Annotated in this window: 26 protein-coding genes; 15 read left to right on the forward strand and 11 right to left on the reverse strand. The window is 52.1% G+C overall.

Going from position 1 to position 26,019, the window contains the following annotated elements; translation table 11 throughout:
• Positions 1 to 15 precede the first annotated feature (15 nt).
• Positions 16 to 1,116 carry a colicin M resistance lipid reductase CbrA gene (gene cbrA / locus ACJHWT_RS11605; RefSeq protein ID WP_001318137.1) on the forward strand — a complete coding sequence of 367 codons (1,101 nt, stop codon included), beginning with the start codon at positions 16 to 18 and terminating at the stop codon, positions 1,114 to 1,116.
• On the opposite strand, the gene ACJHWT_RS11610 is transcribed toward cbrA, so the two are convergent.
• The 5 genes from ACJHWT_RS11610 to dgoR form a co-directional block, all read right to left on the reverse strand.
• Positions 1,077 to 2,414: an MFS transporter gene (locus ACJHWT_RS11610; RefSeq protein ID WP_000253453.1), complete on the reverse strand. Its 1,338-nt coding sequence runs from the start codon at positions 2,412 to 2,414 to the stop codon at positions 1,077 to 1,079. The genes cbrA and ACJHWT_RS11610 overlap by 40 nt on opposite strands.
• Positions 2,415 to 2,488: 74 nt before the next feature.
• Entirely contained in the window at positions 2,489 to 3,637 is a 1,149-nt protein-coding gene (gene dgoD / locus ACJHWT_RS11615; protein ID WP_000705001.1) for a galactonate dehydratase, read from the reverse strand.
• Positions 3,634 to 4,251, reverse strand: a complete 618-nt coding sequence (gene dgoA, locus ACJHWT_RS11620) for a 2-dehydro-3-deoxy-6-phosphogalactonate aldolase (RefSeq protein WP_001198707.1) — start codon at positions 4,249 to 4,251, stop codon at positions 3,634 to 3,636. The genes dgoD and dgoA overlap by 4 nt, the downstream gene beginning before the upstream one ends.
• On the reverse strand, positions 4,235 to 5,113 hold the full coding sequence (gene dgoK / locus ACJHWT_RS11625; RefSeq protein ID WP_000127052.1) for a 2-dehydro-3-deoxygalactonokinase: 879 nt from the start codon (positions 5,111 to 5,113) through the stop codon (positions 4,235 to 4,237). Before dgoK ends, dgoA begins: the two co-directional genes overlap by 17 nt.
• The gene (dgoR, locus tag ACJHWT_RS11630) at positions 5,110 to 5,799 is read right to left on the reverse strand and encodes a D-galactonate utilization transcriptional regulator DgoR (protein WP_000174305.1); all 690 of its coding nucleotides are present in this window, start codon (positions 5,797 to 5,799) and stop codon (positions 5,110 to 5,112) included. The genes dgoK and dgoR overlap by 4 nt, the downstream gene beginning before the upstream one ends.
• 276 nt (positions 5,800 to 6,075) lie before the next feature.
• Here dgoR and ACJHWT_RS11635 point away from each other — a divergent pair, with 276 nt between their 5' ends.
• Positions 6,076 to 6,732 carry a hypothetical protein gene (locus tag ACJHWT_RS11635; protein ID WP_000772923.1) on the forward strand — a complete coding sequence of 219 codons (657 nt, stop codon included), beginning with the start codon at positions 6,076 to 6,078 and terminating at the stop codon, positions 6,730 to 6,732.
• 43 nt (positions 6,733 to 6,775) lie between these two features.
• Here ACJHWT_RS11635 and yidA read toward each other — a convergent pair whose 3' ends face one another.
• The 6 genes from yidA to dnaA all read right to left on the reverse strand — a co-directional run bounded on the left by yidA (position 6,776) and on the right by dnaA (position 14,365).
• A complete protein-coding gene (gene yidA / locus ACJHWT_RS11640) occupies positions 6,776 to 7,588 on the reverse strand; it encodes a sugar-phosphatase (protein ID WP_000985549.1) in 813 nt (270 codons plus the stop codon).
• Between the two features lie 114 nt (positions 7,589 to 7,702).
• Positions 7,703 to 8,101 (reverse strand): YidB family protein, encoded by a 399-nt coding sequence (locus tag ACJHWT_RS11645; RefSeq protein WP_001318139.1) that lies wholly within the window; start codon positions 8,099 to 8,101, stop codon positions 7,703 to 7,705.
• A gap of 239 nt (positions 8,102 to 8,340) precedes the next feature.
• A complete protein-coding gene (gyrB, locus tag ACJHWT_RS11650) occupies positions 8,341 to 10,755 on the reverse strand; it encodes a DNA topoisomerase (ATP-hydrolyzing) subunit B (RefSeq protein WP_000072059.1) in 2,415 nt (804 codons plus the stop codon).
• Between the two features lie 28 nt (positions 10,756 to 10,783).
• On the reverse strand, positions 10,784 to 11,857 hold the full coding sequence (recF, locus tag ACJHWT_RS11655) for a DNA replication/repair protein RecF (protein ID WP_000060112.1): 1,074 nt from the start codon (positions 11,855 to 11,857) through the stop codon (positions 10,784 to 10,786).
• A complete protein-coding gene (gene dnaN, locus ACJHWT_RS11660) occupies positions 11,857 to 12,957 on the reverse strand; it encodes a DNA polymerase III subunit beta (RefSeq protein ID WP_000673464.1) in 1,101 nt (366 codons plus the stop codon). The genes recF and dnaN overlap by 1 nt, the downstream gene beginning before the upstream one ends.
• A gap of 4 nt (positions 12,958 to 12,961) precedes the next feature.
• Positions 12,962 to 14,365 (reverse strand): chromosomal replication initiator protein DnaA, encoded by a 1,404-nt coding sequence (gene dnaA / locus ACJHWT_RS11665; RefSeq protein ID WP_000059111.1) that lies wholly within the window; start codon positions 14,363 to 14,365, stop codon positions 12,962 to 12,964.
• Positions 14,366 to 14,661: 296 nt separating this feature from the next.
• On the opposite strand from dnaA, the gene ACJHWT_RS11670 reads away from it, so the two are divergent.
• The 13 genes from ACJHWT_RS11670 (at position 14,662) to yieF (ending at position 25,981) form a co-directional block, all read left to right on the forward strand.
• Complete coding sequence (locus ACJHWT_RS11670) at positions 14,662 to 14,742, forward strand: hypothetical protein (RefSeq protein ID WP_122134670.1); 81 nt, start codon at positions 14,662 to 14,664, stop codon at positions 14,740 to 14,742.
• Between the two features lie 229 nt (positions 14,743 to 14,971).
• Complete coding sequence (gene rpmH, locus ACJHWT_RS11675; protein WP_000831330.1) at positions 14,972 to 15,112, forward strand: 50S ribosomal protein L34; 141 nt, start codon at positions 14,972 to 14,974, stop codon at positions 15,110 to 15,112.
• Positions 15,113 to 15,128: 16 nt separating this feature from the next.
• Positions 15,129 to 15,488 (forward strand): ribonuclease P protein component, encoded by a 360-nt coding sequence (gene rnpA / locus ACJHWT_RS11680; protein ID WP_000239730.1) that lies wholly within the window; start codon positions 15,129 to 15,131, stop codon positions 15,486 to 15,488.
• Positions 15,452 to 15,709 (forward strand): membrane protein insertion efficiency factor YidD, encoded by a 258-nt coding sequence (gene yidD / locus ACJHWT_RS11685; protein ID WP_001307474.1) that lies wholly within the window; start codon positions 15,452 to 15,454, stop codon positions 15,707 to 15,709. The genes rnpA and yidD overlap by 37 nt, the downstream gene beginning before the upstream one ends.
• A gap of 2 nt (positions 15,710 to 15,711) precedes the next feature.
• The gene (yidC, locus tag ACJHWT_RS11690; RefSeq protein ID WP_000378258.1) at positions 15,712 to 17,358 is read left to right on the forward strand and encodes a membrane protein insertase YidC; all 1,647 of its coding nucleotides are present in this window, start codon (positions 15,712 to 15,714) and stop codon (positions 17,356 to 17,358) included.
• A 105-nt stretch (positions 17,359 to 17,463) separates the two neighbouring features.
• On the forward strand, positions 17,464 to 18,828 hold the full coding sequence (gene mnmE, locus ACJHWT_RS11695) for a tRNA uridine-5-carboxymethylaminomethyl(34) synthesis GTPase MnmE (protein WP_001282346.1): 1,365 nt from the start codon (positions 17,464 to 17,466) through the stop codon (positions 18,826 to 18,828).
• A 241-nt stretch (positions 18,829 to 19,069) separates the two neighbouring features.
• Entirely contained in the window at positions 19,070 to 19,144 is a 75-nt protein-coding gene (tnaC, locus tag ACJHWT_RS11700; RefSeq protein ID WP_001364348.1) for a tryptophanase leader peptide, read from the forward strand.
• A gap of 220 nt (positions 19,145 to 19,364) precedes the next feature.
• Entirely contained in the window at positions 19,365 to 20,780 is a 1,416-nt protein-coding gene (gene tnaA, locus ACJHWT_RS11705; RefSeq protein WP_001295247.1) for a tryptophanase, read from the forward strand.
• Positions 20,781 to 20,871: 91 nt separating this feature from the next.
• Positions 20,872 to 22,119: a low affinity tryptophan permease TnaB gene (gene tnaB / locus ACJHWT_RS11710; RefSeq protein WP_000132070.1), complete on the forward strand. Its 1,248-nt coding sequence runs from the start codon at positions 20,872 to 20,874 to the stop codon at positions 22,117 to 22,119.
• Positions 22,120 to 22,377: 258 nt separating this feature from the next.
• Entirely contained in the window at positions 22,378 to 23,553 is a 1,176-nt protein-coding gene (gene mdtL / locus ACJHWT_RS11715; protein WP_000085998.1) for a multidrug efflux MFS transporter MdtL, read from the forward strand.
• Positions 23,528 to 24,487, forward strand: coding sequence for an HTH-type transcriptional regulator YidZ (gene yidZ, locus ACJHWT_RS11720; protein WP_000748500.1), 960 nt, complete (start codon positions 23,528 to 23,530; stop codon positions 24,485 to 24,487). Before mdtL ends, yidZ begins: the two co-directional genes overlap by 26 nt.
• A gap of 156 nt (positions 24,488 to 24,643) precedes the next feature.
• Positions 24,644 to 25,393 carry a 4'-phosphopantetheinyl transferase family protein gene (locus tag ACJHWT_RS11725; protein ID WP_001296581.1) on the forward strand — a complete coding sequence of 250 codons (750 nt, stop codon included), beginning with the start codon at positions 24,644 to 24,646 and terminating at the stop codon, positions 25,391 to 25,393.
• A 21-nt stretch (positions 25,394 to 25,414) separates the two neighbouring features.
• Entirely contained in the window at positions 25,415 to 25,981 is a 567-nt protein-coding gene (gene yieF / locus ACJHWT_RS11730) for a class I chromate reductase YieF (RefSeq protein WP_001291252.1), read from the forward strand.
• Positions 25,982 to 26,019 lie beyond the last annotated feature (38 nt).

Consider the following 26,019-nt stretch of genomic DNA (forward strand, 5'->3'; position numbering starts at 1 on the left):
AATGTGAGTGAAAAGATGGAACATTTCGACGTGGCGATTATTGGCCTCGGCCCGGCAGGGTCGGCGTTGGCGCGAAAGTTAGCAGGCAAAATGCAGGTGATCGCACTGGATAAAAAGCACCAGTATGGTACAGAAGGTTTCAGCAAACCTTGTGGCGGTCTGCTGGCACCGGACGCGCAGCGATCTTTTATTCGCGATGGACTGACGCTTCCTGTCGATGTCATCGCCAACCCGCAGATTTTCAGCGTCAAAACCGTCGACGTCGCCGCATCGCTCACGCGTAACTACCAGCGAAGCTATATCAATATTAATCGCCATGCTTTCGACTTGTGGATGAAATCGCTGATCCCCGCCAGCGTTGAGGTTTACCACGACAGCCTGTGTCGAAAAATCTGGCGTGAGGATGATAAATGGCATGTCATTTTTCGCGCAGACGGCTGGGAGCAGCATATTACCGCCCGCTATCTGGTCGGTGCCGATGGTGCCAACTCGATGGTGCGGCGGCATCTCTACCCGGATCATCAGATTCGTAAATATGTCGCCATCCAGCAGTGGTTCGCAGAGAAACATCCGGTGCCGTTCTACTCCTGCATCTTTGATAATGCGATAACTGACTGTTACTCATGGAGTATCAGCAAAGACGGTTATTTTATCTTTGGCGGTGCCTATCCGATGAAAGACGGTCAGACGCGTTTCACGACGCTAAAAGAGAAAATGAGTGCCTTTCAGTTCCAGTTTGGTAAGGCGGTGAAAAGCGAAAAATGCACGGTGCTGTTTCCCTCACGCTGGCAGGATTTTGTCTGCGGCAAGGACAACGCCTTTCTGATTGGCGAAGCGGCGGGATTTATCAGCGCCAGCTCGCTGGAGGGGATTAGCTATGCGCTGGATAGCGCAGAGATTCTGCGTTCGGTATTACTGAAGCAGCCAGAGAAGCTCAATACCGCTTACAGGCGCGCCACTCGCAAACTGCGTTTAAAACTCTTCGGCAAGATAGTAAAAAGCCGATGCCTGACCGCACCGGCTTTAAGAAAGTGGATTATGCGCAGTGGAGTGGCGCATATTCCACAGTTGAAAGATTATCCAACGCGCTTCACATCGCCCACCAGCAGGATGTAAGAGAGCGCGCCAATCAACGCGACGGCGGAGATATAAACCAGTGCAGGCGCGAAACCGTAACCCTGCGCAAGGTACCCCACCACCAGCGGAACGGTGATGCCGCCCAGACCACCGGCAAAGTTAAACACACCGCCGGTTAAACCAATCAGGCGCATCGGTGCCAGAGAAGAGACCAGCGACCAGGTTATCGAAGCAAAACCGTTGCCGAAGAATGCCAGCGCCATCAGGCACATAATCATCATCGGATCGTTGGTGTAGTTCGCACCCATAATGCAGGTGGAGATCAGCAAGCCGCAGATAATCGGCGTTTTACGCGCAAAGCCCAGTGAAAAGCCCTTACGTACCAGCAGATCCGCGACCCAGCCAGAGAGCAGGACGCCAATAAACGCCGCGAGGAATGGCACCGTGGTCATAAAACCTGCTTTCAGCGCCGTGATTCCTTTTTCCTGGGTTAAATAGTTCGGGAACCAGGTTAAGAAAAACCACAGTGTAGAAGCCACCGCAAATTGCCCAAGATAGACGCCGATCAGTTTACGATGGAACACCAGTTTCCAGTCTTTGGCTGTTAACGGCTGACGCGCCTCTTTTTTCACCGGCGCATCACCATCCACCAGACCGCCGCCATCACGAATGTAATCCAGTTCAGCTTTGCTGATGCCTTTAGTCAGGCGCGGCGGCTGATAAACCTTAAACCAAATCAGCGACCAGATAATGCCGATACCACCGGTGACAATGAACACCCAGTGCCAGCTCAACATTTCCTGAATCCAGATCAGCAGCGGAGTCAAAAACGCCAGACCGACAAACTGACCAGACGTATAAAAACCAACGGCGGAAGCGCGTTCATGTTCCGGGAACCAGCTGGTCACCATCCGGTTATTGGTCGGGAAAGCGGGCGCTTCGAAAATACCGGTTATTGCGCGCAGACCAATTAATGACATCAATCCCGTGGCAAAGCCCTGGAATAAAGTCGCCACTGACCAGCCAAATATCGCAATAAAATAAGTCACGCGTGAACCTACGCGATCTAAAAACCAACCGCCGGGGATCTGACATAGTGTATAAAGCCAGGCGAAGGCCGAAAATACATAGCCCATTTCCGCTTTGGTAATACCGAACTCTTCCTGAATATGGGCGGAAGCCACGGCCAGGTTAGCGCGGTCAACATAACAAATGACCACCGTAATAAAGATCATCACCAGCGTCAGATAACGCCGACGCCCCGGCTTTGCTGCATTAACGGGAATATCCATAGCGAGCTTTCTCCAGATTTTGGGCATAGCGAAGCCGCTCACCATGCCCTGTAATTTACAGAGGGTTATATTTTTGTATTGCTGTTTTAGTGCCCGATGAGGGGCTTACGTGGCAGGAATTACCACTCTGCTACGCTGTTATCTTCATGACGCCAGAGCGGATTACGCCAGTCCGGGGCATTTTTACTGAACTCAATAACTTTAGCTTCGTCGATTTCCACACCTAAGCCCGGTTTCGTTAATGGTTTAAAGAAACCGCCGACCATGCTGAAGTCTTCTTTGTTTTTCACAAAGTCGAGTAACTCCGCGCCTTTGTTGTAATGAATGCCCATACTTTGTTCCTGAAGTACGGCGTTATAGGAAACAAAGTCGATATGCAGGCAAGCCGCCAGTGCAATCGGTCCGAGCGGACAGTGCGGCGCAAGGGTCACGTCATAGGCTTCTGCCATTCCGGCAATTTTGTAGCATTCGGTAATACCGCCCGCGTGGGAGAGATCTGGTTGCAGAATCGAAATACCACCCGCCTCCAGCACACGTTTAAAATCGAAACGTGAGAACATGCGTTCACCCGCCGCCAGTGGAATATGCGTTTGTGCCGCCAGTTTCGGGTAGTATTCGGCTTGTTCTGCCAGCACCGGCTCTTCAATAAACAGCGGGCGATACGGCTCCAGTTCTTTAATCAGCACTTTCGCCATCGGCGCGCTGACGCGACCGTGGAAATCAAGACCAAACTCAATCTGATTGCCAAAAGCTTCACGAATTTGTGCCACGGTGTTGACTGCCGCATCTACCGCGCGGGAGTTATCAATTAGCCCCAGTTCTTCACAACCGTTCAGTTTGAAGGTATCGAAGCCGATTTCGCGCAGGGTTTTAATGCCGTCGATAACATCCGCCGGACGATCGCCGCCGACCCAACTGTAGGCTTTAATTTTGTCGCGAACCAGGCCGCCCATCAGTTGCCAGACCGGCGCATTCAGCACTTTGCCTTTGATATCCCATAACGCCTGGTCGATCCCGGCGATGGCGCTCATCAGGATTGGACCGCCACGATAAAATCCGGCGCGATACATCACTTGCCATAAGTCATTGATGCGCGATGGATCCTGACCAATCAAATAGTCACCCAGCTCGTGAACTGCCGCTTCCACCGTGCGGGCGCGGCCTTCAATCACTGGCTCGCCCCAGCCGACCACGCCTTCATCGGTTTCAATTTTCAGGAACATCCAGCGGGGAGGTAAACGATACGTGGTAATTTTGGTGATTTTCATTGCACTGCCTCTCGATACGCCTTAACAAATGCTGCTGCCTGCTGCGCGGTGCGTTCTACGGACTGCCCGGCGCGATAGAGATCGCTGCCTAAGCCCGCCCCTGCACAACCTGCGTCTATCCACTGCGCCAGGTTTTCTGGCGTCACGCCGCCAACGGCAAAGACTGCGATGTCCGGTGGTAATACCGCTTTTAACGCTTTGATGTATTGCGGACCAAAAGCCGATGACGGAAATATTTTCAGCGCCTGAGCGCCCGCGTCGAGCGCGGTAAAGGCTTCGGTCGCCGTCGCGCAGCCGGGGCAAACGGTCATGCCGTAGCCCACCGCACGGCGGATCACTTCACTATGGATATTGGGCGTAACGATGAGCTGGCAGCTCATCCTGGCGAGTGCATCGACCTGTTCAGGTTTCAGTACCGTACCTGCGCCAATCAACGCCTTATCGCCATACGCATCAACGATGGCGGGAATGCTTTTCTCCCATTGAGGGGAATTCAGCGGGATTTCAACCGCGTCGAACCCGGCGTCAATCACCGCGCCAACATGCGCCAGCGCCTCGTCGGGCGTAATGCCGCGCAAAATGGCGATCAGCGGGAGTTTAGTTTGCCACTGCATGAGCGATGCTCCTTATACCAGCCTGAAATGCCGTGTCGCCCGCCACCGCCGTCACGTCGCAACCCATCGCCTGAAAGGCTTGCTGGTAGCGCGCGGTCAGCGATGTTCCGGCGACAAGGGTGATGGCGTGTTGATGGGTCACATAGTCGCGCATACTGGCAACCTCTGCGCCAATCAACAAACCAGAGAGAAATTCGCTGACCTGTTCGCGGGGAAGTGTTCCCAGCACATGCGAGGCGCGAACTTCAAAAAGCTGCGGCAATATGGCGGGAGCATTAAAGCCACGCTCAAGACCAGCCGCGAAGGCATCGGCAGAGTTTTCCTGCGGCGGCAAACCTGCGCCAATCAATGAGTGATTTAACAGTAAATGATGTAATTCACCGGTCATCACGGTGCGAAAATCGTTGATTTGCTGGCTATCGGCCTGCACCCATTTGCAATGGGTACCGGGCATAACATAAAGAGAGGAAGGAGCGAGAGCACGCGCGCCGATCAATTGTGTTTCTTCGCCGCGCATCACATTGTGGTTATCGTCATGAGAGACGCATAATCCGGGAATAATCCAGATATTGTCGCCAACCGACGTTAATTGATCGCCAATAGACGAAAAACGGGCAGGAACAGATAAATACGGTGCAACTTTCCAGCCGACATTGCTGCCGACCATTCCTGCCATCACCACTGGCGTATTCTCTTCACGCCAGTCGGTCGTGACTTCTGCTAACACCGCAGCCGGAGATTTTCCGTTCAGGCGCGTGACGCCTGCTTCTGATTGCCTGCTGTCCAGGCAGTGGTCGCCCTGATAAAGCCAGGCGCGCAGATTGGTCGATCCCCAGTCAATTGCGATGTAGCGAGCTGTCATGTGATTTCCTTTAACCTTCGTGTCGAGCTGGCGATCATGGTAAGCGCCGCCTGCTCTGCCGCATCGCCGTCCTGATGCCGTATTGCATCGAACAGCGCCTTATGTTCCTGGAGCGTTTGCGGCATGTTGGCCTCATCGCCCATCCAGGTTCGTTCAAAAACCGCCCGCTGCAGCGAACTGATCGCAATGCTAAGTTGCTGTAACACCGGGTTATGCACCGACTGCAGCACCGCCTCGTGGTAGCGAATATCCGCTTCGTTAAACGCTTCGCGGTCCTGATTGTTGGCAATCATCTCGTTCAGCGCCGATTCAATCTGCGCCAGATCGCTGGAGGTCGCGCGCTCTGCTGCCCAACGGGCAATAGCCGGCTCTACCAGGTTTCGCACTTCGCTCATTGCACTGATAAGCCGTGGGTCATAGTCGTTTTCCAGCACCCATTGCAGTACGTCAGTGTCGAGGTAATTCCACTGGTTACGCGGAGCCACAAACGCCCCGCGATAACGTTTCATTTCAATCAGCCGCTTCGCCATCAGCGAACGAAACACCTCACGGATGATGTTGCGCGAGGTTGCAAACTCTTCACAGAGCTCCGCCTCAGCCGGAAGTGGAGAGCCTGGTACGTATTTGCCGTGAACGATCTGTTTACCCAGCGTAATAACGATGCGATCGGTTTTATTGAGAGTCATGGAGAGTCCTTGTGCTCTGTATGTTCTTCTCTACTTTACCCCGATCGATGCATAACGCGGCAACTTTGTAGTACCAGCGTGATGACGTTCGCGTTTGCTGTGCGCCTAATGTAGTACAAACTTATATTGTTGTACTACAATTTAGATCACAAAAAGAACAATACATAAAAAATGACATGCGTCGGGCAGAAATCTGAAAAGGGATGTCAGGCGCTAAACAGGAGGGAAAGAAGAGTATGCTTTCAACGGCTTAGCTACTCGTTTAAAGGATTAATCATGAAGTTGAATTTTAAGGGATTTTTTAAGGCTGCCGGTTTGTGTTCTTTGGCATTTGCGTTGACCGGATGTATCACCTGGGGATTGGTTTCCAATACTGCAAGCCGTCCACATGCCGAGCAATGGCGGTCAGACACGATTAAGGGTTTATCGCTGGCTGAAGACAGTAACGGTACGAAAGGCTATGTTTTTGTTGGTGAATCGTTGGACTATCTGTTGACCACCGGCGGCGATGAGGTGGTTAAAATGCTGAACGATCCGGCAATCCATGGTGAAAGAATCACCGTTTCTGATAACGCGAAATTTATTTTAAGCAGCAGTAATAAGAATTTCTCTGGTGCTATTACGCTCTATTACGACTGGAACAACGAAGAAGATAAGGCACTGGCAACACAATATGGTTTTATTTGTGATACCCGGCGTTGTACATGGATGCTGGACGGTTTGAAAGGCTCAATCCACCAGAAAAATAAAAAAGCGGATTACTCAAACGTGATGGTTTTCCATCAACCCTTTACGGTGGGATTTTATGAGTACAAAGCAACAGATGGCGTCCCGCGCGGCCTCGTTAATGCGCTGCTGCCAGTCACTCTTACGCTGGATATAGTAACGTCACCACTCCAGTTCCTGATTTTATGCACGACCAGAAATTGTTAATCGCTGCGGGCAAACGCATTCATGCCGTTTGCCCATTCACTAATTAATTCAGCACATACTTCTCAATAGCAAATGCCACGCCATCTTCAAGGTTGGATTTGGTGACAAAGTTCGCCACTTCTTTCACCGAAGGAATAGCGTTATCCATCGCCACACCGACGCCTGCATATTCAATCATTGCGATGTCGTTTTCCTGATCGCCAATCGCCATGATTTCTTCCGGTTTAATACCTAACACGTCGGCCAGTGATTTCACACCCGTACCTTTGTTAACGCGTTTATCGAGGATTTCGAGGAAGTACGGCGCACTTTTCAGCACGGTGTATTTTTCTTTCACTTCCTGCGGAATACGCGCGATGGCCTGGTCGAGGATGGCAGGTTCATCAATCATCATCACTTTCAGGAACTGGGTATTGGGGTCCATTTTCTCCGCTTCGCAGAACACCAGCGGAATGGTGGCAACGAAAGATTCATGCACCGTGTAGTAGCTGATATCACGATTGGCGGTGTACAGCGTGGTGCGGTCCAGGGCGTGGAAATGAGAACCGACTTCGCGAGAGAGTTTTTCCAGGAAACGGTAGTCGTCATAGCTGAGAGCGGTTTGCGCCACGGTGCTACCATCAGCGGCCTTCTGTACCAGCGCGCCGTTATAAGTAATGCAGTAGTCGCCCGGCTGTTCCATATGCAGCTCTTTCAGGTAATTGTGCACACCTGCATAAGGGCGACCCGTCGTTAGCACGACATTCACGCCACGGGCGCGAGCTGCGGCAATCGCATTTTTAACGGCGGGTGAAATGGTGTGATCGGGCAGCAGAAGGGTGCCATCCATATCGATAGCAATGAGTTTGATAGCCATGAGTTCCCCAGGTAGATTGGTTCCTGACCCATGCTAACGCGATTCCGCTCAAAAATCAGTACAACACCCGAGGGAAAAGGGGGATGCAACGCGCGTTGCGTGCTCCCCTTTTGCTTAGCGGAAGAGTTTCCCTTTCAGCAGTTCCATGCCTGCGGAAAGCAGATCGTTATTGGCTTGTGGTGACACTTCACCTTGCGGTGAGAGTGCATCAATAATCTTCGGCAATTGTTCTGCCAGTAAACTGGAAGCTGTACTGGTATCCACGCCCAGTTTTTGCCCGAGATCGGACACTGCATTTGTGCCGAGCGCCGATTCCAGTTGCTCGCCGCTAACTGGTTGGTTGCCCTGTTGATTACTCAGCCAGGTTGAGAGAATGGCACCTAAACCGCCACTTTGCAGTTTTTCCAGCAGCACCTGAATGCCGCCCTGCTCCTCAACCCAACTTAAAATCGCCTGATATTTCCCCGCATCGCCTTTCAGAAAGGCGCCGACAACGTCATCAAAAAGGCCCATGATAATCACCTGTAAAGCGTTACGTGTTGACTCAAAAAGTATAGTTCTGTGGGATGATAATTGCGGATTGCAGGAATAAAAAGGGCGGAGATGATCTCCGCCCTTTTCTTATAGCTTCTTGCCGGATGCGGCGTGAACGCCTTATCCGGCCTACAAAAACATGCAAATTCAATATATTGCAGGAGTCTCGTAGGCCTGATAAGCGTAGCGCATCAGGCACGCTCGCATTGTTAACGCCATTAAATATCAATATTCGCCGCTTTCAGAGCGTTCTCTTCAATAAACGCACGGCGCGGTTCAACGGCGTCGCCCATAAGCGTAGTGAACAACTGGTCGGCAGCAATCGCATCTTTAACGGTAACGCGCAGCATACGACGGCTTTCCGGGTCCATGGTGGTTTCCCACAGCTGTTCCGGGTTCATCTCGCCCAGACCTTTATAACGCTGGATGGAGAGGCCGCGACGGGACTCTTTCACCAGCCAGTCCAGCGCCTGCTCGAAGCTGGCTACCGGCTGACGACGTTCGCCACGTTCGATAAATGCATCTTCTTCCAGCAAGCCACGCAGTTTCTCACCCAGCGTGCAGATACGACGATATTCGCCGCCAGTGATAAATTCGTGATCCAGCGGATAGTCAGTATCCACACCGTGGGTACGCACGCGAACAATCGGCTCGAACAGGTTTTGTTCGGCATTGGTGTGGACATCAAACTTCCACTGGCTGCCGTGCTGTTCTTTGTCGTTCAGTTCGCTGACCAGCGCGTTCACCCAGCGGGTAACGGTCTGCTCATCAGAGAGGTCGGCTTCCGTCAGCGTCGGCTGATAGATAAGCTCTTTCAGCATTGCTTTCGGATAACGACGCTCCATGCGGTTGATCATTTTCTGCGTCGCGTTGTACTCAGACACCAGTTTCTCTAACGCTTCGCCAGCCAATGCCGGTGCGCTGGCGTTGGTGTGCAGCGTTGCGCCGTCCAGCGCGATAGAGATCTGGTACTGATCCATCGCTTCGTCGTCTTTAATGTACTGTTCCTGCTTGCCTTTCTTCACTTTGTACAGCGGCGGCTGAGCGATGTAGACGTGACCGCGTTCAACGATTTCCGGCATCTGACGATAGAAGAAGGTCAACAGCAGCGTACGAATGTGCGAGCCGTCGACGTCCGCATCGGTCATGATGATGATGTTGTGATAACGCAGTTTGTCCGGGTTGTACTCGTCACGACCGATACCACAACCAAGCGCGGTGATCAGCGTCGCCACTTCCTGAGAAGAGAGCATCTTATCGAAGCGCGCTTTCTCGACGTTGAGGATTTTACCCTTCAGCGGCAGAATCGCCTGGTTCTTGCGGTTACGCCCCTGCTTCGCAGAGCCGCCCGCGGAGTCCCCTTCCACCAGGTACAGTTCGGAAAGCGCCGGATCGCGTTCCTGGCAGTCGGCCAGTTTGCCCGGCAGGCCCGCTAAGTCGAGCGCACCTTTACGGCGGGTCATTTCACGCGCGCGACGCGCAGCTTCACGGGCACGGGCAGCATCGATAATTTTGCCAACCACGATTTTCGCGTCGGTTGGGTTTTCCAGCAGGTATTCCGCCAGCAGTTCGTTCATCTGCTGTTCAACCGCCGATTTCACCTCAGAAGAAACCAGTTTGTCTTTGGTCTGGGAGGAGAATTTCGGGTCCGGCACTTTCACGGAAACGACCGCAATCAGGCCTTCACGCGCATCGTCACCGGTGGCGCTGACTTTGGCTTTTTTGCTGTAGCCTTCTTTGTCCATGTAGGCGTTCAGGGTACGGGTCATCGCCGCACGGAAGCCTGCCAGGTGAGTACCGCCGTCACGCTGCGGAATGTTGTTGGTAAAGCAGTAGATGTTTTCCTGGAAGCCATCGTTCCACTGCAACGCCACTTCGACGCCAATACCGTCTTTCTCGGTGGAGAAGTAGAAGATATTCGGGTGGATCGGCGTTTTGTTCTTGTTCAGATATTCAACGAACGCCTTGATGCCGCCTTCATAGTGGAAGTGGTCTTCTTTGCCGTCGCGCTTGTCGCGCAGACGAATGGAAACGCCGGAGTTGAGGAACGACAACTCACGCAGACGTTTCGCCAGAATTTCATATTCGAACTCGGTCACATTGGTGAAGGTTTCGAGGCTTGGCCAGAAACGCACCATGGTGCCGGTTTTTTCAGTCTCGCCGGTAACCGCCAGCGGGGCCTGCGGTACACCGTGTTCGTAGATCTGACGGTGAATTTTACCCTCGCGCTGGATAACCAGCTCCAGTTTTTGCGACAGGGCGTTTACTACCGAAACACCAACGCCGTGCAGACCGCCGGACACTTTATAGGAGTTATCGTCAAATTTACCGCCTGCGTGCAGAACGGTCATGATCACTTCCGCCGCCGATACGCCCTCTTCCGGGTGAATACCGGTCGGAATGCCGCGCCCGTCGTCCTGTACAGAGACAGAGTTATCGGCGTGAATGGTGACGATAATTTCTTTACAGTGACCCGCGAGCGCTTCGTCGATAGCGTTATCTACCACCTCGAATACCATGTGGTGCAGACCGGTGCCGTCATCCGTGTCGCCGATATACATACCCGGGCGCTTACGCACCGCATCCAGCCCTTTCAGGACTTTGATACTGGAGGAGTCATAAGAATTCGACATCAACGTTTCTCGCTCATTTATACTTGGGTTAATCCGTTATTTTACCCTTTTCCACGGTAAACATCTTCGAATTTTCGTCCGACATGTCTATAACGTGTTCAGCACTGATCGCGCTGACAAAGACCTGTGATTGCGTCGCTTTTAAGCGGCTGGCAAGCAGCCCGCGACGCTCATCATCAAGCTCAGAGGCAAAATCATCTATCAGGTAGAGACACCGCCGCCCGCTTTCACGGGTGAGGAACTCTCCTTGCGCCAGACGTAAGGCGCACATCAACAGCTTAAGCTGCCCACGCGATAAGGTATCTTCCACCGGCGCACCGTCGGCGCGAATGCGTAAGTCCGCTTTATGCGGGCCATGCGCGGTGTAGGTTAGCTGGCGATCGCGTTCAAAATTACGTTCCAGCACCTCAGCATATTCTGTCTCTTTCTCCCAGCCGCGCTGGAAAGAGAAAGTCAGAGAAAACTCAGGGAGAAATTGCTTACAGGTATCGGCCATATCGGCCGCGATACCGGCGCTATACTCCGCGCGCCAGGTGCTGATTTGCTCTGCCAGCGGGATCAGTTCTTTATCCCACGGGCGCAGCTGTTCGTAACGTGTCACCTGGCGCAGCGCCGCATTGCGCTGCTTGAGCAAACGCTTGAGATTGCTCCAGGCGGTGAAAAATCCGGGTTCGTTGTGAAAGCATCCCCAGTCGAGGAATGCTCTTCTGTATTTGGGGCCGCCGTTGAGTAAAGTAAACCCTTCTGGCGTTATCAACTGCATTGGCATCAGGTGCGCCAGTTCCGCGACCTTATGCCCGTCTGTACCGTCGATGCGGACTTTGCTGTCGCCCTGTTTGTCTTTGGTTAAGCCAATCGCCGTCTCGCGCTCTTCGCCCTGTAATCGCCCGTGTAGAACAAACGCCTCCTGCTCGTGGCGAATGACGCGACCAATCTGCAAACTGCGAAACGCCCGACCGTGGCCGAGCGTATAGATGGCTTCCAGCACGCTGGTTTTGCCACTGCCGTTGGCACCTACCAGAAAGTTAAAGCCGGGAGATAAGGCGAGATCCGCGGTTTCAATGTTGCGGAAATCGCGGATCAACAAGCGGGTGAGGGACATTACAGTCTCATTGGCATGACAACATAAGCCGCGCTCTGGCTGGCCGCATCTTCAATCTGCACGCTGGAAACCGAATCGGTCAGCATCATGCGGACGTTTTCGCATTTCAGTGCGTTCAGAACATCCAGCACATAGCTGACGTTGAAGCCGATTTCCATCTCCGCACCGCTATAGGTAACGTCGAGGATCTCTTCCGCTTCTTCCTGTTCTGGGTTGTTGGCGGTGATTTTCAGCTGGTTTTCGCTGACATACAGACGCACGCCGCGGAATTTCTCGTTAGAGAGAATTGCCGCACGGGCAAACGCCTGCTTGAGCAGATCACAGCCAGCTTCCAGATGCTTGTCCGGGTTCTTCGGCAGAACGCGACGGTAATCCGGGAAGCGACCATCCACCAGTTTCGAGGTGAAGATAAAGTCGCCAACGTGGGCGCGAATGTTGTTGCTGCCAATCTGCACGCGCAGCGGATTGTCGCCGCCGTCGAGCATACGCATCAGTTCAATCACGCCTTTACGCGGCACGATCACCGAATGGCTTGGCAAAGATTGACCAATTGGCATTGAACAGACCGCCAGACGGTGGCCGTCGGTCGCCACGGTGCGCAGTTCTTCACCTTCGGTTTCAAACAGCATACCGTTTAAGTAATAGCGAACGTCCTGATGTGCCATAGAAAACTGGGTCGCTTCAATCAGACGCTTCATCGTCGCCTGCGGCAGGGTAAATTCGACTTCGCTCTGCCAGTCATCGAGGTTCGGGAAATCTGCCGCTGGCAGGGTAGACAGCGAAAAACGGCTACGCCCGGAGCGCACCAGCATCCGCTCACCTTCCAGCTGCACGGCAATTTCCGCGCCTTCAGGCAGACCACGGCAGATATCAAAGAATTTGCGCGCCGGAACGGTCGTCGCCCCTGGTTCGTGCGGCTGAACCAGCGCAACGCGTGCCACCATTTCCATCTCGAGATCAGTACCGGTCAGCGACAACGTACCGTCAGCAACCTGTAACAGCAGATTACCGAGAATCGGTAGCGTAGGACGACCACCTAACGGACCGCTCACCTGTTGTAGCGGTTTTAATAAATGCTCACGTTCTACGGTAAATTTCATAGGTTTACGATGACAATGTTCTGATTAAATTAGAGAAATCTTCTTTGATATCGTGGCTCTCTTCACGCAACTGCTCGATCTTCCGGCAGGCATGAAGCACCGTCGTGTGGTCACGACCACCAAACGCATCGCCAATCTCCGGCAGACTGTGGTTAGTCAGCTCTTTCGCCAGCGCCATCGCCATCTGGCGCGGACGTGCCACCGAGCGGGATCGACGCTTGGAAAGGAGATCCGCGACTTTGATCTTGTAGTACTCCGCCACCGTCTTCTGAATATTGTCGATGGTGACCAGTTTTTCCTGCAATGCCAGCAAGTCGCGCAGCGCCTCACGCACGAAGTCGATGGTGATCGCCCGTCCGGTAAAGTTGGCGTTAGCAATAACGCGGTTCAGCGCGCCTTCCAGCTCACGTACGTTAGATCGTAGACGCTTGGCGATAAAGAACGCCACTTCGCCCGGCAAACGAATGTCGTTTTCGTCGGCCTTTTTCATCAGGATCGCCACGCGGGTTTCTAACTCTGGCGGTTCGATCGCCACAGTCAGTCCCCAACCGAAGCGGGATTTCAGACGATCCTCAACGCCATTGATCTCTTTCGGATAGCGATCCGAGGTGAGAATGATCTGCTGGTTACCTTCCAACAGGGCGTTGAAGGTGTGGAAAAACTCTTCCTGAGATCGTTCTTTATTAGCAAAAAACTGAATATCGTCGATCAGCAGTGCATCTACGGAACGGTAGTAGCGTTTAAACTCTTCGATCGCGTTGTTTTGCAGGGCTTTAACCATGTCCTGAACAAAGCGCTCGGAGTGCATATAAACCACTTTGGCATTCGGCTTGCGCGCCATAATGCCGTTACCCACCGCATGCAGCAGGTGAGTTTTACCCAGACCCGTGCCGCCATAAAGGAACAACGGGTTATAGGCACCGCCAGGGTTATCTGCCACCTGGCGAGCCGCCGCGCGCGCCAGTTGGTTAGATTTACCTTCAACGAAGTTATCAAACGTGTGTTTGACGTTTACGTTAGAACGATAGGTCGGTTCTGCCGGGGCCGGGACGTTATCCCAACCTGAGCGCGTAGAAGGCGCAGCACGTTGCGGCTGCGTTTGCGCCACCTGTGCAGGGGCCGCGACGTTGCTCGTCACTGCCGCTTGTGGCGTTTGCGTCACCGGTTTGGTGCCGACTTCAAAACGCAGCTGTGGGGCATCCGCTCCGCAGAAACTGGTTAGCAGTCCATTGATATTATTAAGGTACTTGTCCCGTACCCAATCGAGGACAAAACGGTTTGGCGCGTACAGGGCCAGCGTGTTATCGCTCAGTTCCGCCTGCAATGGGCGTATCCACATACTGAATTCTGTGGCTGGTAACTCATCCTGCAATCGGGCAAGACACTGCTGCCAAAGCGAAAGTGACACGGCGGACTCCACTCGAACAAAAGTCGATAATGACTAAGGCTGAAACATTCATGATTGTTGACGTACGTCGAAAAGACCCTGCATGAGGGTGACGCACGAACCGCTGTCTGCGGTTATATGCCCGATCAAGATCCTGCAAAACGATCGGGACCGCGGATCATAGCCTAAACTGCGCAAGAGATCTTCTGTTTCTCACAGATTTTCCCGATTTATCCACAGGACTTTCCAGAACTCGCTAAGTGTAAACGATCCTGCCGCAGGGCGGGCACGATTTACGCCGCATATTGGAAAATTTAATGACCATAGACAAAAATTGGCTTAATCGATCTAATAAAGATCCAGGACGATCCTTGCGCTTTACCCGTCAGCCCGTATAATCCTCCACCCGGCGCGCCATGCTGGTTTTCACTGGTGTGAGGCCGTACGTTTTCCCTGCGAAAAGGTGCGGAAAAGCGCGGTAAATAAGGAAAGAGAATTGACTCCGGAGTGTACAATTATTACAATCCGGCCTCTTTAATCACCCATGGCTTCGGTGTCCATCGTTTCATTTTTCGGCGGATATCCAATAAAGCCATTGAATTTATTCAAGTTTAGGTAGAAATCGCCATGAAACGCACTTTTCAACCGTCTGTACTGAAGCGCAACCGTTCTCACGGCTTCCGTGCTCGTATGGCTACTAAAAATGGTCGTCAGGTTCTGGCACGTCGTCGTGCTAAAGGCCGCGCTCGTCTGACCGTTTCTAAGTAATAAAGCTAACCCCTGAGTGGTTAAGCTCGCATTTCCTAGGGAGTTACGCTTGTTAACTCCCAGTCAATTCACATTCGTCTTCCAGCAGCCACAACGGGCTGGCACGCCGCAAATTACCATTCTCGGCCGCCTGAATTCGCTGGGGCATCCCCGTATCGGTCTTACAGTCGCCAAGAAAAACGTTCGACGCGCCCATGAACGCAATCGGATTAAACGTCTGACGCGTGAAAGCTTCCGTCTGCGCCAACATGAACTCCCGGCTATGGATTTCGTGGTGGTGGCGAAAAAAGGGGTTGCCGACCTCGATAACCGTGCTCTCTCGGAAGCGTTGGAAAAATTATGGCGCCGCCACTGTCGCCTGGCTCGCGGGTCCTGATAGCCCTCATTCGGGTCTATCAACGCCTGATTAGTCCGCTACTCGGGCCGCATTGTCGTTTCACTCCAACCTGTTCAAGCTACGGAATTGAGGCATTGCGCAGGTTTGGAGTGATAAAAGGCAGTTGGTTGACGGTGAAACGCGTATTAAAATGCCACCCTTTACACCCTGGTGGTGACGATCCCGTCCCGCCCGGACCATTTGATACCAGAGAACACTAACGATGGATTCGCAACGCAATCTTTTAGTCATCGCTTTGCTGTTCGTGTCTTTCATGATCTGGCAAGCCTGGGAGCAGGATAAAAACCCGCAACCTCAGGCCCAACAGACCACGCAGACAACGACCACCGCAGCGGGTAGCGCCGCCGACCAGGGCGTACCGGCCAGTGGCCAGGGGAAACTGATCTCGGTTAAGACCGACGTGCTTGATCTGACCATCAACACCCGTGGTGGTGATGTTGAGCAAGCTCTGCTGCCTGCTTACCCGAAAGAGCTGAACTCTACCCAGCCGTTCCAGCTGCTGGAAACTTCACCGCAGTTTATTTATCAGGCACAGAGCGGTCTGACCGGTCGTGATGGCCCGGATAACCCGGCTAACGGCCCGCGTCCGCTGTATAACGTTGAAAAAGACGCTTATGTGCTGGCTGAAGGTCAAAACGAACTGCAGGTGCCGATGACGTATACCGACGCGGCAGGTAACACGTTTACCAAAACGTTTGTCCTGAAACGTGGTGATTACGCTGTCAACGTCAACTACAACGTGCAGAACGCTGGCGAGAAACCGCTGGAAATCTCCACCTTTGGTCAGTTGAAGCAATCCATCACTCTGCCACCGCATCTCGATACCGGAAGCAGCAACTTCGCACTGCACACCTTCCGCGGCGCGGCGTACTCCACGCCTGACGAGAAGTACGAGAAATACAAGTTCGATACCATTGCCGATAACGAAAACCTGAACATCTCTTCGAAAGGTGGTTGGGTGGCAATGCTGCAACAGTATTTCGCGACGGCGTGGATCCCGCATAACGACGGTACCAACAACTTCTATACCGCTAATCTGGGTAACGGCATCGCCGCTATCGGCTATAAATCTCAGCCGGTACTGGTTCAGCCTGGTCAGACTGGCGCGATGAACAGCACCCTGTGGGTTGGCCCGGAAATTCAGGACAAAATGGCAGCTGTTGCTCCGCACCTGGATCTGACCGTTGATTACGGTTGGTTGTGGTTCATCTCTCAGCCGCTGTTCAAACTGCTGAAATGGATCCATAGCTTTGTGGGTAACTGGGGCTTCTCCATTATCATCATCACCTTTATCGTTCGTGGCATCATGTACCCGCTGACCAAAGCGCAGTACACCTCCATGGCGAAGATGCGTATGCTGCAGCCGAAGATTCAGGCAATGCGTGAGCGTCTGGGCGATGACAAACAGCGTATCAGCCAGGAAATGATGGCGCTGTACAAAGCTGAGAAGGTTAACCCGCTGGGCGGCTGCTTCCCACTGCTGATCCAGATGCCAATCTTCCTGGCGTTGTACTACATGCTGATGGGTTCCGTTGAACTGCGTCAGGCACCGTTTGCACTGTGGATCCACGACCTGTCTGCACAGGACCCGTACTACATCCTGCCGATCCTGATGGGCGTAACGATGTTCTTCATTCAGAAGATGTCGCCGACCACTGTGACCGACCCGATGCAGCAGAAGATCATGACCTTTATGCCGGTCATCTTCACTGTGTTCTTCCTGTGGTTCCCGTCAGGTCTGGTGCTGTACTATATCGTCAGCAACCTGGTAACCATTATTCAGCAGCAGCTGATTTACCGTGGTCTGGAAAAACGTGGCCTGCATAGCCGCGAGAAGAAAAAATCCTGATTCGGTGAGTTTTCGCTAAAATAAGGGCGGTCAGTTGACCGCCTTTTTTCTTTTCGTAGGGCGGATAAGCACCGCACATCCGCCACACAAAGCAACAGGAACATCATGAGCGATAATGACACTATCGTAGCCCAGGCCACGCCTCCGGGACGTGGCGGCGTTGGCATCCTGCGCATCTCCGGCTTCAAAGCCCGTGAAGTTGCCGAAACCGTGCTGGGTAAACTGCCTAAGCCGCGCTACGCCGATTATCTTCCGTTTAAAGACGCCGACGGCAGCGTGCTCGATCAGGGGATTGCGCTATGGTTCCCTGGCCCGAACTCGTTCACCGGCGAAGATGTGCTGGAACTGCAAGGTCATGGCGGTCCGGTGATCCTCGACCTGCTGTTAAAACGCATTCTGACCATTCCCGGCCTGCGGATTGCTCGCCCTGGTGAGTTTTCCGAACGCGCGTTTCTTAACGATAAACTCGACTTAGCCCAGGCCGAGGCGATTGCGGATCTTATCGACGCCAGTTCGGAACAGGCGGCCCGTTCGGCACTTAACTCGCTGCAAGGCGCATTCTCCGCACGGGTTAATCATCTGGTAGAAGCCCTCACCCACTTGCGCATTTACGTTGAAGCGGCAATTGATTTCCCCGATGAAGAGATCGATTTCCTCTCCGACGGCAAAATTGAAGCCCAGCTTAATGACGTGATTGCCGATCTCGATGCAGTGCGTGCTGAAGCACGTCAGGGTAGTTTGTTGCGCGAAGGGATGAAAGTGGTGATTGCCGGACGTCCTAACGCCGGTAAATCGAGCCTGTTAAACGCGCTGGCTGGCCGTGAAGCAGCAATCGTAACCGATATCGCCGGAACTACGCGTGACGTGTTGCGTGAGCATATCCACATTGACGGAATGCCGCTGCATATCATCGACACCGCCGGGCTACGTGAAGCCAGTGACGAAGTTGAACGTATTGGTATCGAGCGCGCATGGCAGGAAATTGAACAGGCAGACCGCGTGCTGTTTATGGTCGATGGCACCACGACAGACGCCGTTGATCCGGCAGAGATCTGGCCGGAATTTATCGCCCGTCTGCCAGCGAAACTGCCGATCACCGTGGTGCGCAATAAAGCCGATATCACCGGCGAAACGTTGGGGATGAGCGAAGTGAACGGTCACGCGTTAATTCGTCTTTCGGCGCGGACTGGCGAAGGCGTGGATGTGCTGCGTAACCATCTCAAACAGAGCATGGGCTTTGACACCAATATGGAAGGCGGCTTCCTGGCGCGTCGTCGTCACCTACAGGCACTGGAACAGGCGGCAGAGCACCTGCAACAGGGTAAAGCGCAACTGTTAGGAGCCTGGGCAGGCGAGCTGCTGGCGGAAGAACTGCGTCTGGCGCAGCAGAACTTAAGCGAGATCACCGGGGAATTTACTTCTGACGACCTGCTGGGGCGAATTTTCTCCAGCTTCTGTATTGGTAAGTAACCGCGCTTGCGAAGCCGCATTCTGACTGTCAGATGCGGCTTCGCTTCATTGTTAGCACTCCTGTTATTCCTCAACCCTTTTTTAAACATTAAAATTCTTACGTAATTTATAATCTTTAAAAAAGATATTTAATATTGCGTCCCGAACGATTGTGATTCGATTCACATTTAAACAATTTCAGAATAGACAAATTCCTTGAGTATTATACTGTAGCCTCGTGTCTTTCGAGGATAAGTGCATTATGAATATCTTACATATATGTGTGACCTCAAAATGGTTTAATATTGACAACAAGATTGTCGATCACCGCCCTTGATTTGCCCTTCTGTAGCCATCACCAGAGCCAAACCGATTAGATTCAATGTGATCTATTTGTTTGCTATATCTTAATTTTGCCTTTTACAAAGGCCATCTCTCGTTTATTTACTTGTTTTAGTAAATGATGGTGCTTGCATATATATCTGGCGAATTAATAGATATTGTAAATGTAATATTCACAGGGATCACTGTAATTAAAATAAATGAAGGATTATGTAATGGAAAACTTTAAACATCTCCCTGAACCGTTCCGCATTCGTGTTATTGAGCCAGTAAAACGTACCACTCGCGCTTATCGTGAAGAGGCAATTATTAAATCCGGTATGAACCCGTTCCTGCTGGATAGCGAAGATGTGTTTATCGATTTACTGACCGACAGCGGCACCGGGGCGGTGACGCAGAGTATGCAGGCCGCGATGATGCGTGGCGACGAAGCCTACAGCGGCAGCCGCAGCTACTACGCGTTAGCCGAGTCAGTGAAAAATATCTTTGGTTATCAATACACTATTCCGACTCACCAGGGCCGTGGTGCAGAGCAAATCTATATTCCGGTACTGATTAAAAAACGCGAGCAGGAAAAAGGCCTGGATCGCAGCAAAATGGTGGCGTTCTCTAACTATTTCTTTGATACCACTCAGGGCCATAGCCAGATTAACGGCTGTACCGTGCGTAACGTCTATATCAAAGAAGCCTTCGATACTGGCGTGCGTTACGACTTTAAAGGCAACTTTGACCTTGAGGGATTAGAACGCGGTATTGAAGAAGTTGGCCCGAATAACGTGCCGTATATCGTTGCAACCATCACCAGTAACTCCGCAGGTGGTCAGCCGGTTTCACTGGCAAACTTAAAAGCGATGTACAGCATCGCGAAGAAATACGATATTCCGGTGGTCATGGACTCCGCACGCTTTGCCGAAAACGCCTATTTCATCAAGCAGCGTGAAGCAGAATACAAAGACTGGACCATCGAGCAGATCACCCGCGAAACCTACAAATATGCCGATATGCTGGCGATGTCCGCCAAGAAAGATGCGATGGTGCCGATGGGCGGCCTGCTGTGCATGAAAGACGACAGCTTCTTTGATGTGTATACCGAATGCAGAACCCTTTGCGTGGTGCAGGAAGGCTTCCCGACATATGGCGGCCTGGAAGGCGGCGCTATGGAGCGTCTGGCGGTAGGTCTGTATGACGGCATGAATCTGGACTGGCTGGCTTATCGTATCGCGCAGGTGCAGTATCTGGTCGATGGTCTGGAAGAGATTGGCGTTGTCTGTCAGCAGGCGGGCGGTCACGCGGCATTCGTTGATGCAGGTAAACTGTTGCCGCATATCCCGGCAGATCAGTTCCCGGCACAGGCGCTGGCCTGCGAGCTGTATAAAGTCGCCGGTATCCGTGCGGTAGAAATTGGCTCTTTCCTGTTAGGCCGCGATCCGAAAACCGGTAAACAACTGCCATGCCCGGCTGAACTGCTGCGTTTAACCATTCCGCGCGCAACATATACTCAAACACATATGGACTTCATTATTGAAGCCTTTAAACATGTGAAAGAGAACGCGGCGAATATTAAAGGGTTAACCTTTACCTACGAACCGAAAGTATTGCGTCACTTCACCGCAAAACTGAAAGAAGTTTAATTAAAACACTCAGAGTGGCTATAAGGATGTTAGCCACTCTATTACCCTACATCCTCAATAACAAAAATAGCCTTCCTCTAAAGGTGGCATCATGACTGATCAATCAGAAAAAAAACACTCTGCATTTTGGGGTGTTATGGTTATAGCCGGTACAGTAATTGGCGGTGGGATGTTTGCTTTACCTGTTGACCTTGCCGGAGCCTGGTTTTTTTGGGGCGCTTTTATTCTTATTATCGCCTGGTTTTCAATGTTACATTCAGGGCTATTATTATTAGAAGCAAACTTAAATTATCCCGTCGGATCCAGTTTTAACACCATCACCAAAGATTTAATCGGTAACACCTGGAACATTATCAGCGGTATTACCGTTGCCTTCGTTCTCTACATCCTCACTTATGCCTATATCTCTGCTAATGGTGCGATCATTAGTGAAACGATATCAATGAATTTGGGTTATCATGCTAATCCACGTATTGTCGGGATCTGCACTGCCATTTTCGTTGCCAGCGTATTGTGGATAAGTTCGTTAGCCGCCAGTCGTATTACCTCATTGTTCCTTGGGCTGAAGATTATCTCCTTTGTAATTGTTTTTGGTTCTTTCTTCTTCCAGGTCGATTACTCCATTCTGCGCGATGCCACCAGCACCACGGCGGGAACATCTTATTTCCCGTATATCTTTATGGCTTTGCCGGTGTGTCTGGCGTCATTTGGTTTCCACGGCAATATTCCCAGCCTGATTATTTGCTATGGCAAACGCAAAGATAAGCTAATCAAAAGCGTGGTCTTCGGTTCGCTGCTGGCGCTGGTGATTTATCTCTTCTGGCTCTATTGCACGATGGGGAATATCCCGCGAGAAAGCTTTAAGGCGATAATCTCCTCAGGCGGCAACGTTGATTCGCTGGTGAAATCGTTCCTCGGCACCAAACAGCATGGCATTATCGAGTTTTGCCTGCTGGTGTTCTCCAACTTAGCTGTTGCCAGTTCGTTCTTTGGTGTCACGCTGGGATTGTTCGATTATCTGGCGGATCTGTTTAAGATTGATAACTCCCACGCCGGGCGTTTCAAAACCGTGCTGTTAACCTTCCTGCCACCTGCGTTGTTGTATCTGATCTTCCCGAACGGCTTCATTTACGGGATCGGCGGTGCCGGACTGTGTGCCACCATCTGGGCGGTCATTATCCCCGCGGTGCTGGCAATCAAAGCTCGCAAGAAGTTTCCCAATCAGATGTTCACGGTCTGGGGCGGCAATCTTATTCCGGCGATTGTCATTCTCTTTGGTATAACCGTAATTTTATGCTGGTTCGGTAACGTCTTTAACGTGTTACCTAAATTTGGCTAAACAGCCACTTATACTCTAAATAATTCGAGTTGCAGGAAGGCGACAAGTGAGTGAATCCCCAGGAGCTTACTAAAGTAAGTGACTGGGGTGAACGAACGCAGACGCAGCACATGCAACTTGAAGTATGACGAGTATAGAAGCCAGCCATTCGCTGGCTTCTTGCCTCTCAGGAAATCACTTATGTCCAAATGGCAACTCGCCTGATCCTCCTTCACCACGTATGCTTTGCGTCACCTTACTATCAGGACGCTTTAGCCCATGTCCCGCTTTTTGATTTGTAGTTTTGCCCTGGTTTTACTTTATCCCGCCGGGATTGATATGTACCTCGTTGGTTTACCGCGCATCGCCGCCGATCTCAATGCCAGCGAAGCGCAGTTGCATATTGCGTTCTCCGTTTATCTGGCGGGCATGGCAGCTGCGATGTTATTTGCCGGTAAAGTGGCCGATCGTTCAGGGAGAAAGCCTGTCGCCATACCCGGCGCGGCGCTATTTATTATCGCCTCGGTGTTCTGTTCACTGGCTGAAACCAGCACGTTATTTCTTGCAGGGCGCTTTCTACAGGGGCTGGGCGCGGGCTGTTGTTACGTGGTTGCGTTCGCCATTTTACGCGACACACTGGATGATCGACGTCGGGCTAAAGTGCTGTCGTTACTCAACGGCATTACCTGCATCATTCCGGTGTTAGCGCCGGTGCTCGGACACCTGATTATGCTTAAATTCCCATGGCAGAGTCTGTTCTGGACAATGGCAATAATGGGCATCGCAGTACTGATGTTGTCTTTGTTTATTTTAAAAGAAACGCGCCCTGCGGCCCCCACAACTTCGGACAAACCACGAGAAAATAGCGAGTCACTGCTTAACCGGTTTTTCCTCAGCCGTGTTGTTATCACCACCCTCAGCGTTTCGGTGATCCTCACCTTCGTCAACACGTCGCCAGTATTGCTGATGGAAATCATGGGTTTTGAGCGCGGAGAATACGCCACCATTATGGCGTTGACCGCTGGCGTCAGCATGACCGTTTCATTTTCCACACCATTTGCGCTGGGAATTTTTAAGCCACGTACGTTGATGATCACCTCGCAGGTGTTATTCCTGGCGACGGGGATCACCCTTGCCGTTTCACCTTCCCATGCGGTTTCGCTGTTTGGTATCACGCTGATTTGCGCCGGTTTCTCGGTAGGTTTTGGCGTAGCGATGAGTCAGGCGTTAGGGCCGTTTTCATTACGCGCGGGCGTAGCCAGCTCGACCTTAGGTATTGCGCAAGTTTGCGGTTCGTCACTGTGGATTTGGCTGGCGGCGGTGGTTGGTATCGGCGCATGGAATATGCTGATCGGGATTCTGATTGCCTGTAGCATAGTGAGCCTGTTGCTGATTATGTTCGTCGCGCCTGGACGCCCGATTGCCGCTCATGAAGAAATCCATCACCACGCTTGATCTCAATCTGCTGCTCTGTCTGCAACTGCTGATGCAGGAGCGCAGCGTGACCAAAGCGGCGAAGCGGATGAACGTGACCCCTTCGGCGGTGAGTAAGTCGCTGGCAAAGTTAAGAGCGTGGTTTGACGACCCGCTCTTTGTGAACTCACCGCTGGGGCTGTCGCCCACACCGCTAATGGTCAGCATGGAGCAAAATCTGGCGGAGTGGATGCAAATGAGCAACCTGCTGCTGGATAAACCGCACCACCAGACACCGCGCGGCCTGAAGTTTGAACTGGCAGCAGAATCACCGCTAATGATGATCATGCTTAATGCGCTGTCGAAACGGATCTACCAACGTTACCCGCAGGCGACCATCAAATTACGTAACTGGGATTACGATTCCTTAGATGCCATTACTCGTGGTGAAGTGGATATTGGTTTTTCCGGTCGCGAAAGTCATCCCCGTTCGCGGGAGCTGTTAAGCTCGCTACCGTTAGCCATTGATTATGAAGTGCTGTTTAGTGATGTGCCCTGCGTCTGGTTACGCAAAGATCATCCGGCACTGCATGAAGCATGGAATCTGGACACCTTTTTACGTTATCCGCATATCAGCATTTGCTGGGAACAGAGCGATACCTGGGCGCTGGACAATGTGTTACAGGAGCTGGGGCGCGAACGCACGATTGCTATGAGCCTGCCGGAATTCGAGCAGTCACTGTTTATGGCAGCACAGCCCGACAATCTGCTACTGGCGACCGCGCCGCGCTACTGCCAGTACTACAATCAACTCCACCAACTGCCGTTGGTTGCTCTTCCTCTCCCGTTTGATGAAAGCCAGCAAAAAAAGCTGGAAGTCCCTTTTACCCTTCTGTGGCATAAACGGAACAGCCGTAATCCGAAGATCGTCTGGTTACGGGAAACCATTAAAAATCTTTACGCGTCGATGGCATAACCGAATCGTATGAAACGCGACCCAATTTCACAATAAAATGTAAAAAAGTTGTAATAAGCTTGTCTGAATCGAACTTTTAGCCGCTTTAGTCTGTCCATCATTCCAGTAAATGATTACTCTTGTATTCATAATGGACCATTAAGCATGGAGCGAAAAATGGCGACTCACTTTGCCCGAGGGATTTTAACGGAAGGACATCTGATTTCTGTTCGTCTCCCCTCCCAGTGTCATCAAGAAGCCCGAAACATTCCCCCTCATCGTCAAAGCCGTTTTCTGGCGTCCAGAGGTTTACTCGCAGAACTGATGTTCATGCTGTATGGCATTGGCGAATTGCCGGAAATCGTCACCCTGCCGAAAGGAAAACCGGTTTTCAGCGATAAAAATTTGCCTTCGTTTTCTATTTCCTATGCCGGGAATATGGTCGGCGTGGCGTTAACAACCGAAGGTGAATGTGGCCTCGATATGGAACTACAGCGTGCGACACGCGGGTTTCATAGCCCACACGCGCCCGATAACCACACCTTTTCCAGCAATGAATCGCTATGGATCAGTAAACAAAACGATCCTAACGAAGCGCGGGCGCAGCTCATCACGCTGCGCCGAAGCGTGCTAAAACTAACCGGTGATGTTTTGAATGACGATCCGCGCGATCTGCAACTACTGCCCATTGCCGGACGCCTGAAATGTGCTCATGTAAATCATGTAGAAGCGTTATGCGACGCGGAGGACGTGCTGGTGTGGTCCGTGGCGGTCACGCCCACGATTGAAAAGCTCAGTGTCTGGGAGTTAGATGGCAAACATGGCTGGAAAAGCCTGCCCGATATTCACAGCCGCGCCAACAATCCTACCAGCCGGATGATGCGTTTTGCCCAGCTCTCTACCGTGAAGGCTTTTTCGCCAAATTGATAGACAACCACAGGAGTCATCATGTCTGAAAAATTGCAGGTGGTTACGTTACTGGGGAGCCTGCGCAAAGGCTCATTTAATGGCATGGTTGCACGTACCCTGCCGAAAATTGCTCCGGCGAGCATGGAAATCAATGCGTTACCTTCCATTGCCGACATTCCCCTGTATGACGCTGACGTACAGCAGGAAGACGGTTTTCCAGCAACGGTTGAAGCTCTGGCGGAACAGATCCGTCAGGCTGACGGTGTGGTGATCGTCACGCCGGAATATAACTACTCGGTACCGGGTGGGCTGAAAAATGCCATCGACTGGCTTTCCCGCCTGCCGGATCAACCGCTGGCAGGTAAACCGGTATTGATTCAGACCAGCTCAATGGGCGTGATTGGCGGCGCGCGCTGTCAGTATCACCTGCGCCAGATTCTGGTTTTCCTCGATGCAATGGTGATGAACAAGCCGGAATTTATGGGCGGCGTGATTCAGAACAAAGTTGATCCGCAAACCGGGGAAGTGATTGATCAGGGTACGCTGGACCACCTGACCGGGCAATTGACCGCATTTGGTGAGTTTATTCAGCGAGTTAAGATCTAAATAAAAAACCCGCCAGCAATCATGCATGGCGGGTTTTT

Origin of the sequence: Escherichia sp. WS338, from assembly GCF_046486405.1 — a bacterium.
GTDB lineage: Bacteria > Pseudomonadota > Gammaproteobacteria > Enterobacterales > Enterobacteriaceae > Escherichia > Escherichia coli.

Excerpts from the sequence above, each read along its gene's own strand:
- ACJHWT_RS11635 (WP_000772923.1), top strand. The coding sequence starts at position 6,076 with ATGAAGTTGAATTTTAAGGGATTTTTTAAGGCTGCCGGTTTGTGTTCT.
- dnaN (WP_000673464.1), bottom strand. The coding sequence starts at position 12,957 with ATGAAATTTACCGTAGAACGTGAGCATTTATTAAAACCGCTACAACAG.
- yidC (WP_000378258.1), top strand. The coding sequence starts at position 15,712 with ATGGATTCGCAACGCAATCTTTTAGTCATCGCTTTGCTGTTCGTGTCT.
- ACJHWT_RS11645 (WP_001318139.1), bottom strand. The coding sequence starts at position 8,101 with ATGGGCCTTTTTGATGACGTTGTCGGCGCCTTTCTGAAAGGCGATGCG.
- gyrB (WP_000072059.1), bottom strand. The coding sequence starts at position 10,755 with ATGTCGAATTCTTATGACTCCTCCAGTATCAAAGTCCTGAAAGGGCTG.
- rpmH (WP_000831330.1), top strand. The coding sequence starts at position 14,972 with ATGAAACGCACTTTTCAACCGTCTGTACTGAAGCGCAACCGTTCTCAC.
- ACJHWT_RS11725 (WP_001296581.1), top strand. The coding sequence starts at position 24,644 with ATGGCGACTCACTTTGCCCGAGGGATTTTAACGGAAGGACATCTGATT.
- yidD (WP_001307474.1), top strand. The coding sequence starts at position 15,452 with ATGGCGCCGCCACTGTCGCCTGGCTCGCGGGTCCTGATAGCCCTCATT.
- yieF (WP_001291252.1), top strand. The coding sequence starts at position 25,415 with ATGTCTGAAAAATTGCAGGTGGTTACGTTACTGGGGAGCCTGCGCAAA.
- mnmE (WP_001282346.1), top strand. The coding sequence starts at position 17,464 with ATGAGCGATAATGACACTATCGTAGCCCAGGCCACGCCTCCGGGACGT.
- dgoA (WP_001198707.1), bottom strand. The coding sequence starts at position 4,251 with ATGCAGTGGCAAACTAAACTCCCGCTGATCGCCATTTTGCGCGGCATT.
- tnaB (WP_000132070.1), top strand. The coding sequence starts at position 20,872 with ATGACTGATCAATCAGAAAAAAAACACTCTGCATTTTGGGGTGTTATG.
- tnaA (WP_001295247.1), top strand. The coding sequence starts at position 19,365 with ATGGAAAACTTTAAACATCTCCCTGAACCGTTCCGCATTCGTGTTATT.
- ACJHWT_RS11670 (WP_122134670.1), top strand. The coding sequence starts at position 14,662 with ATGACCATAGACAAAAATTGGCTTAATCGATCTAATAAAGATCCAGGA.
- dgoK (WP_000127052.1), bottom strand. The coding sequence starts at position 5,113 with ATGACAGCTCGCTACATCGCAATTGACTGGGGATCGACCAATCTGCGC.
- yidZ (WP_000748500.1), top strand. The coding sequence starts at position 23,528 with ATGAAGAAATCCATCACCACGCTTGATCTCAATCTGCTGCTCTGTCTG.
- dgoD (WP_000705001.1), bottom strand. The coding sequence starts at position 3,637 with ATGAAAATCACCAAAATTACCACGTATCGTTTACCTCCCCGCTGGATG.
- recF (WP_000060112.1), bottom strand. The coding sequence starts at position 11,857 with ATGTCCCTCACCCGCTTGTTGATCCGCGATTTCCGCAACATTGAAACC.
- cbrA (WP_001318137.1), top strand. The coding sequence starts at position 16 with ATGGAACATTTCGACGTGGCGATTATTGGCCTCGGCCCGGCAGGGTCG.
- ACJHWT_RS11610 (WP_000253453.1), bottom strand. The coding sequence starts at position 2,414 with ATGGTGAGCGGCTTCGCTATGCCCAAAATCTGGAGAAAGCTCGCTATG.
- yidA (WP_000985549.1), bottom strand. The coding sequence starts at position 7,588 with ATGGCTATCAAACTCATTGCTATCGATATGGATGGCACCCTTCTGCTG.
- dgoR (WP_000174305.1), bottom strand. The coding sequence starts at position 5,799 with ATGACTCTCAATAAAACCGATCGCATCGTTATTACGCTGGGTAAACAG.
- mdtL (WP_000085998.1), top strand. The coding sequence starts at position 22,378 with ATGTCCCGCTTTTTGATTTGTAGTTTTGCCCTGGTTTTACTTTATCCC.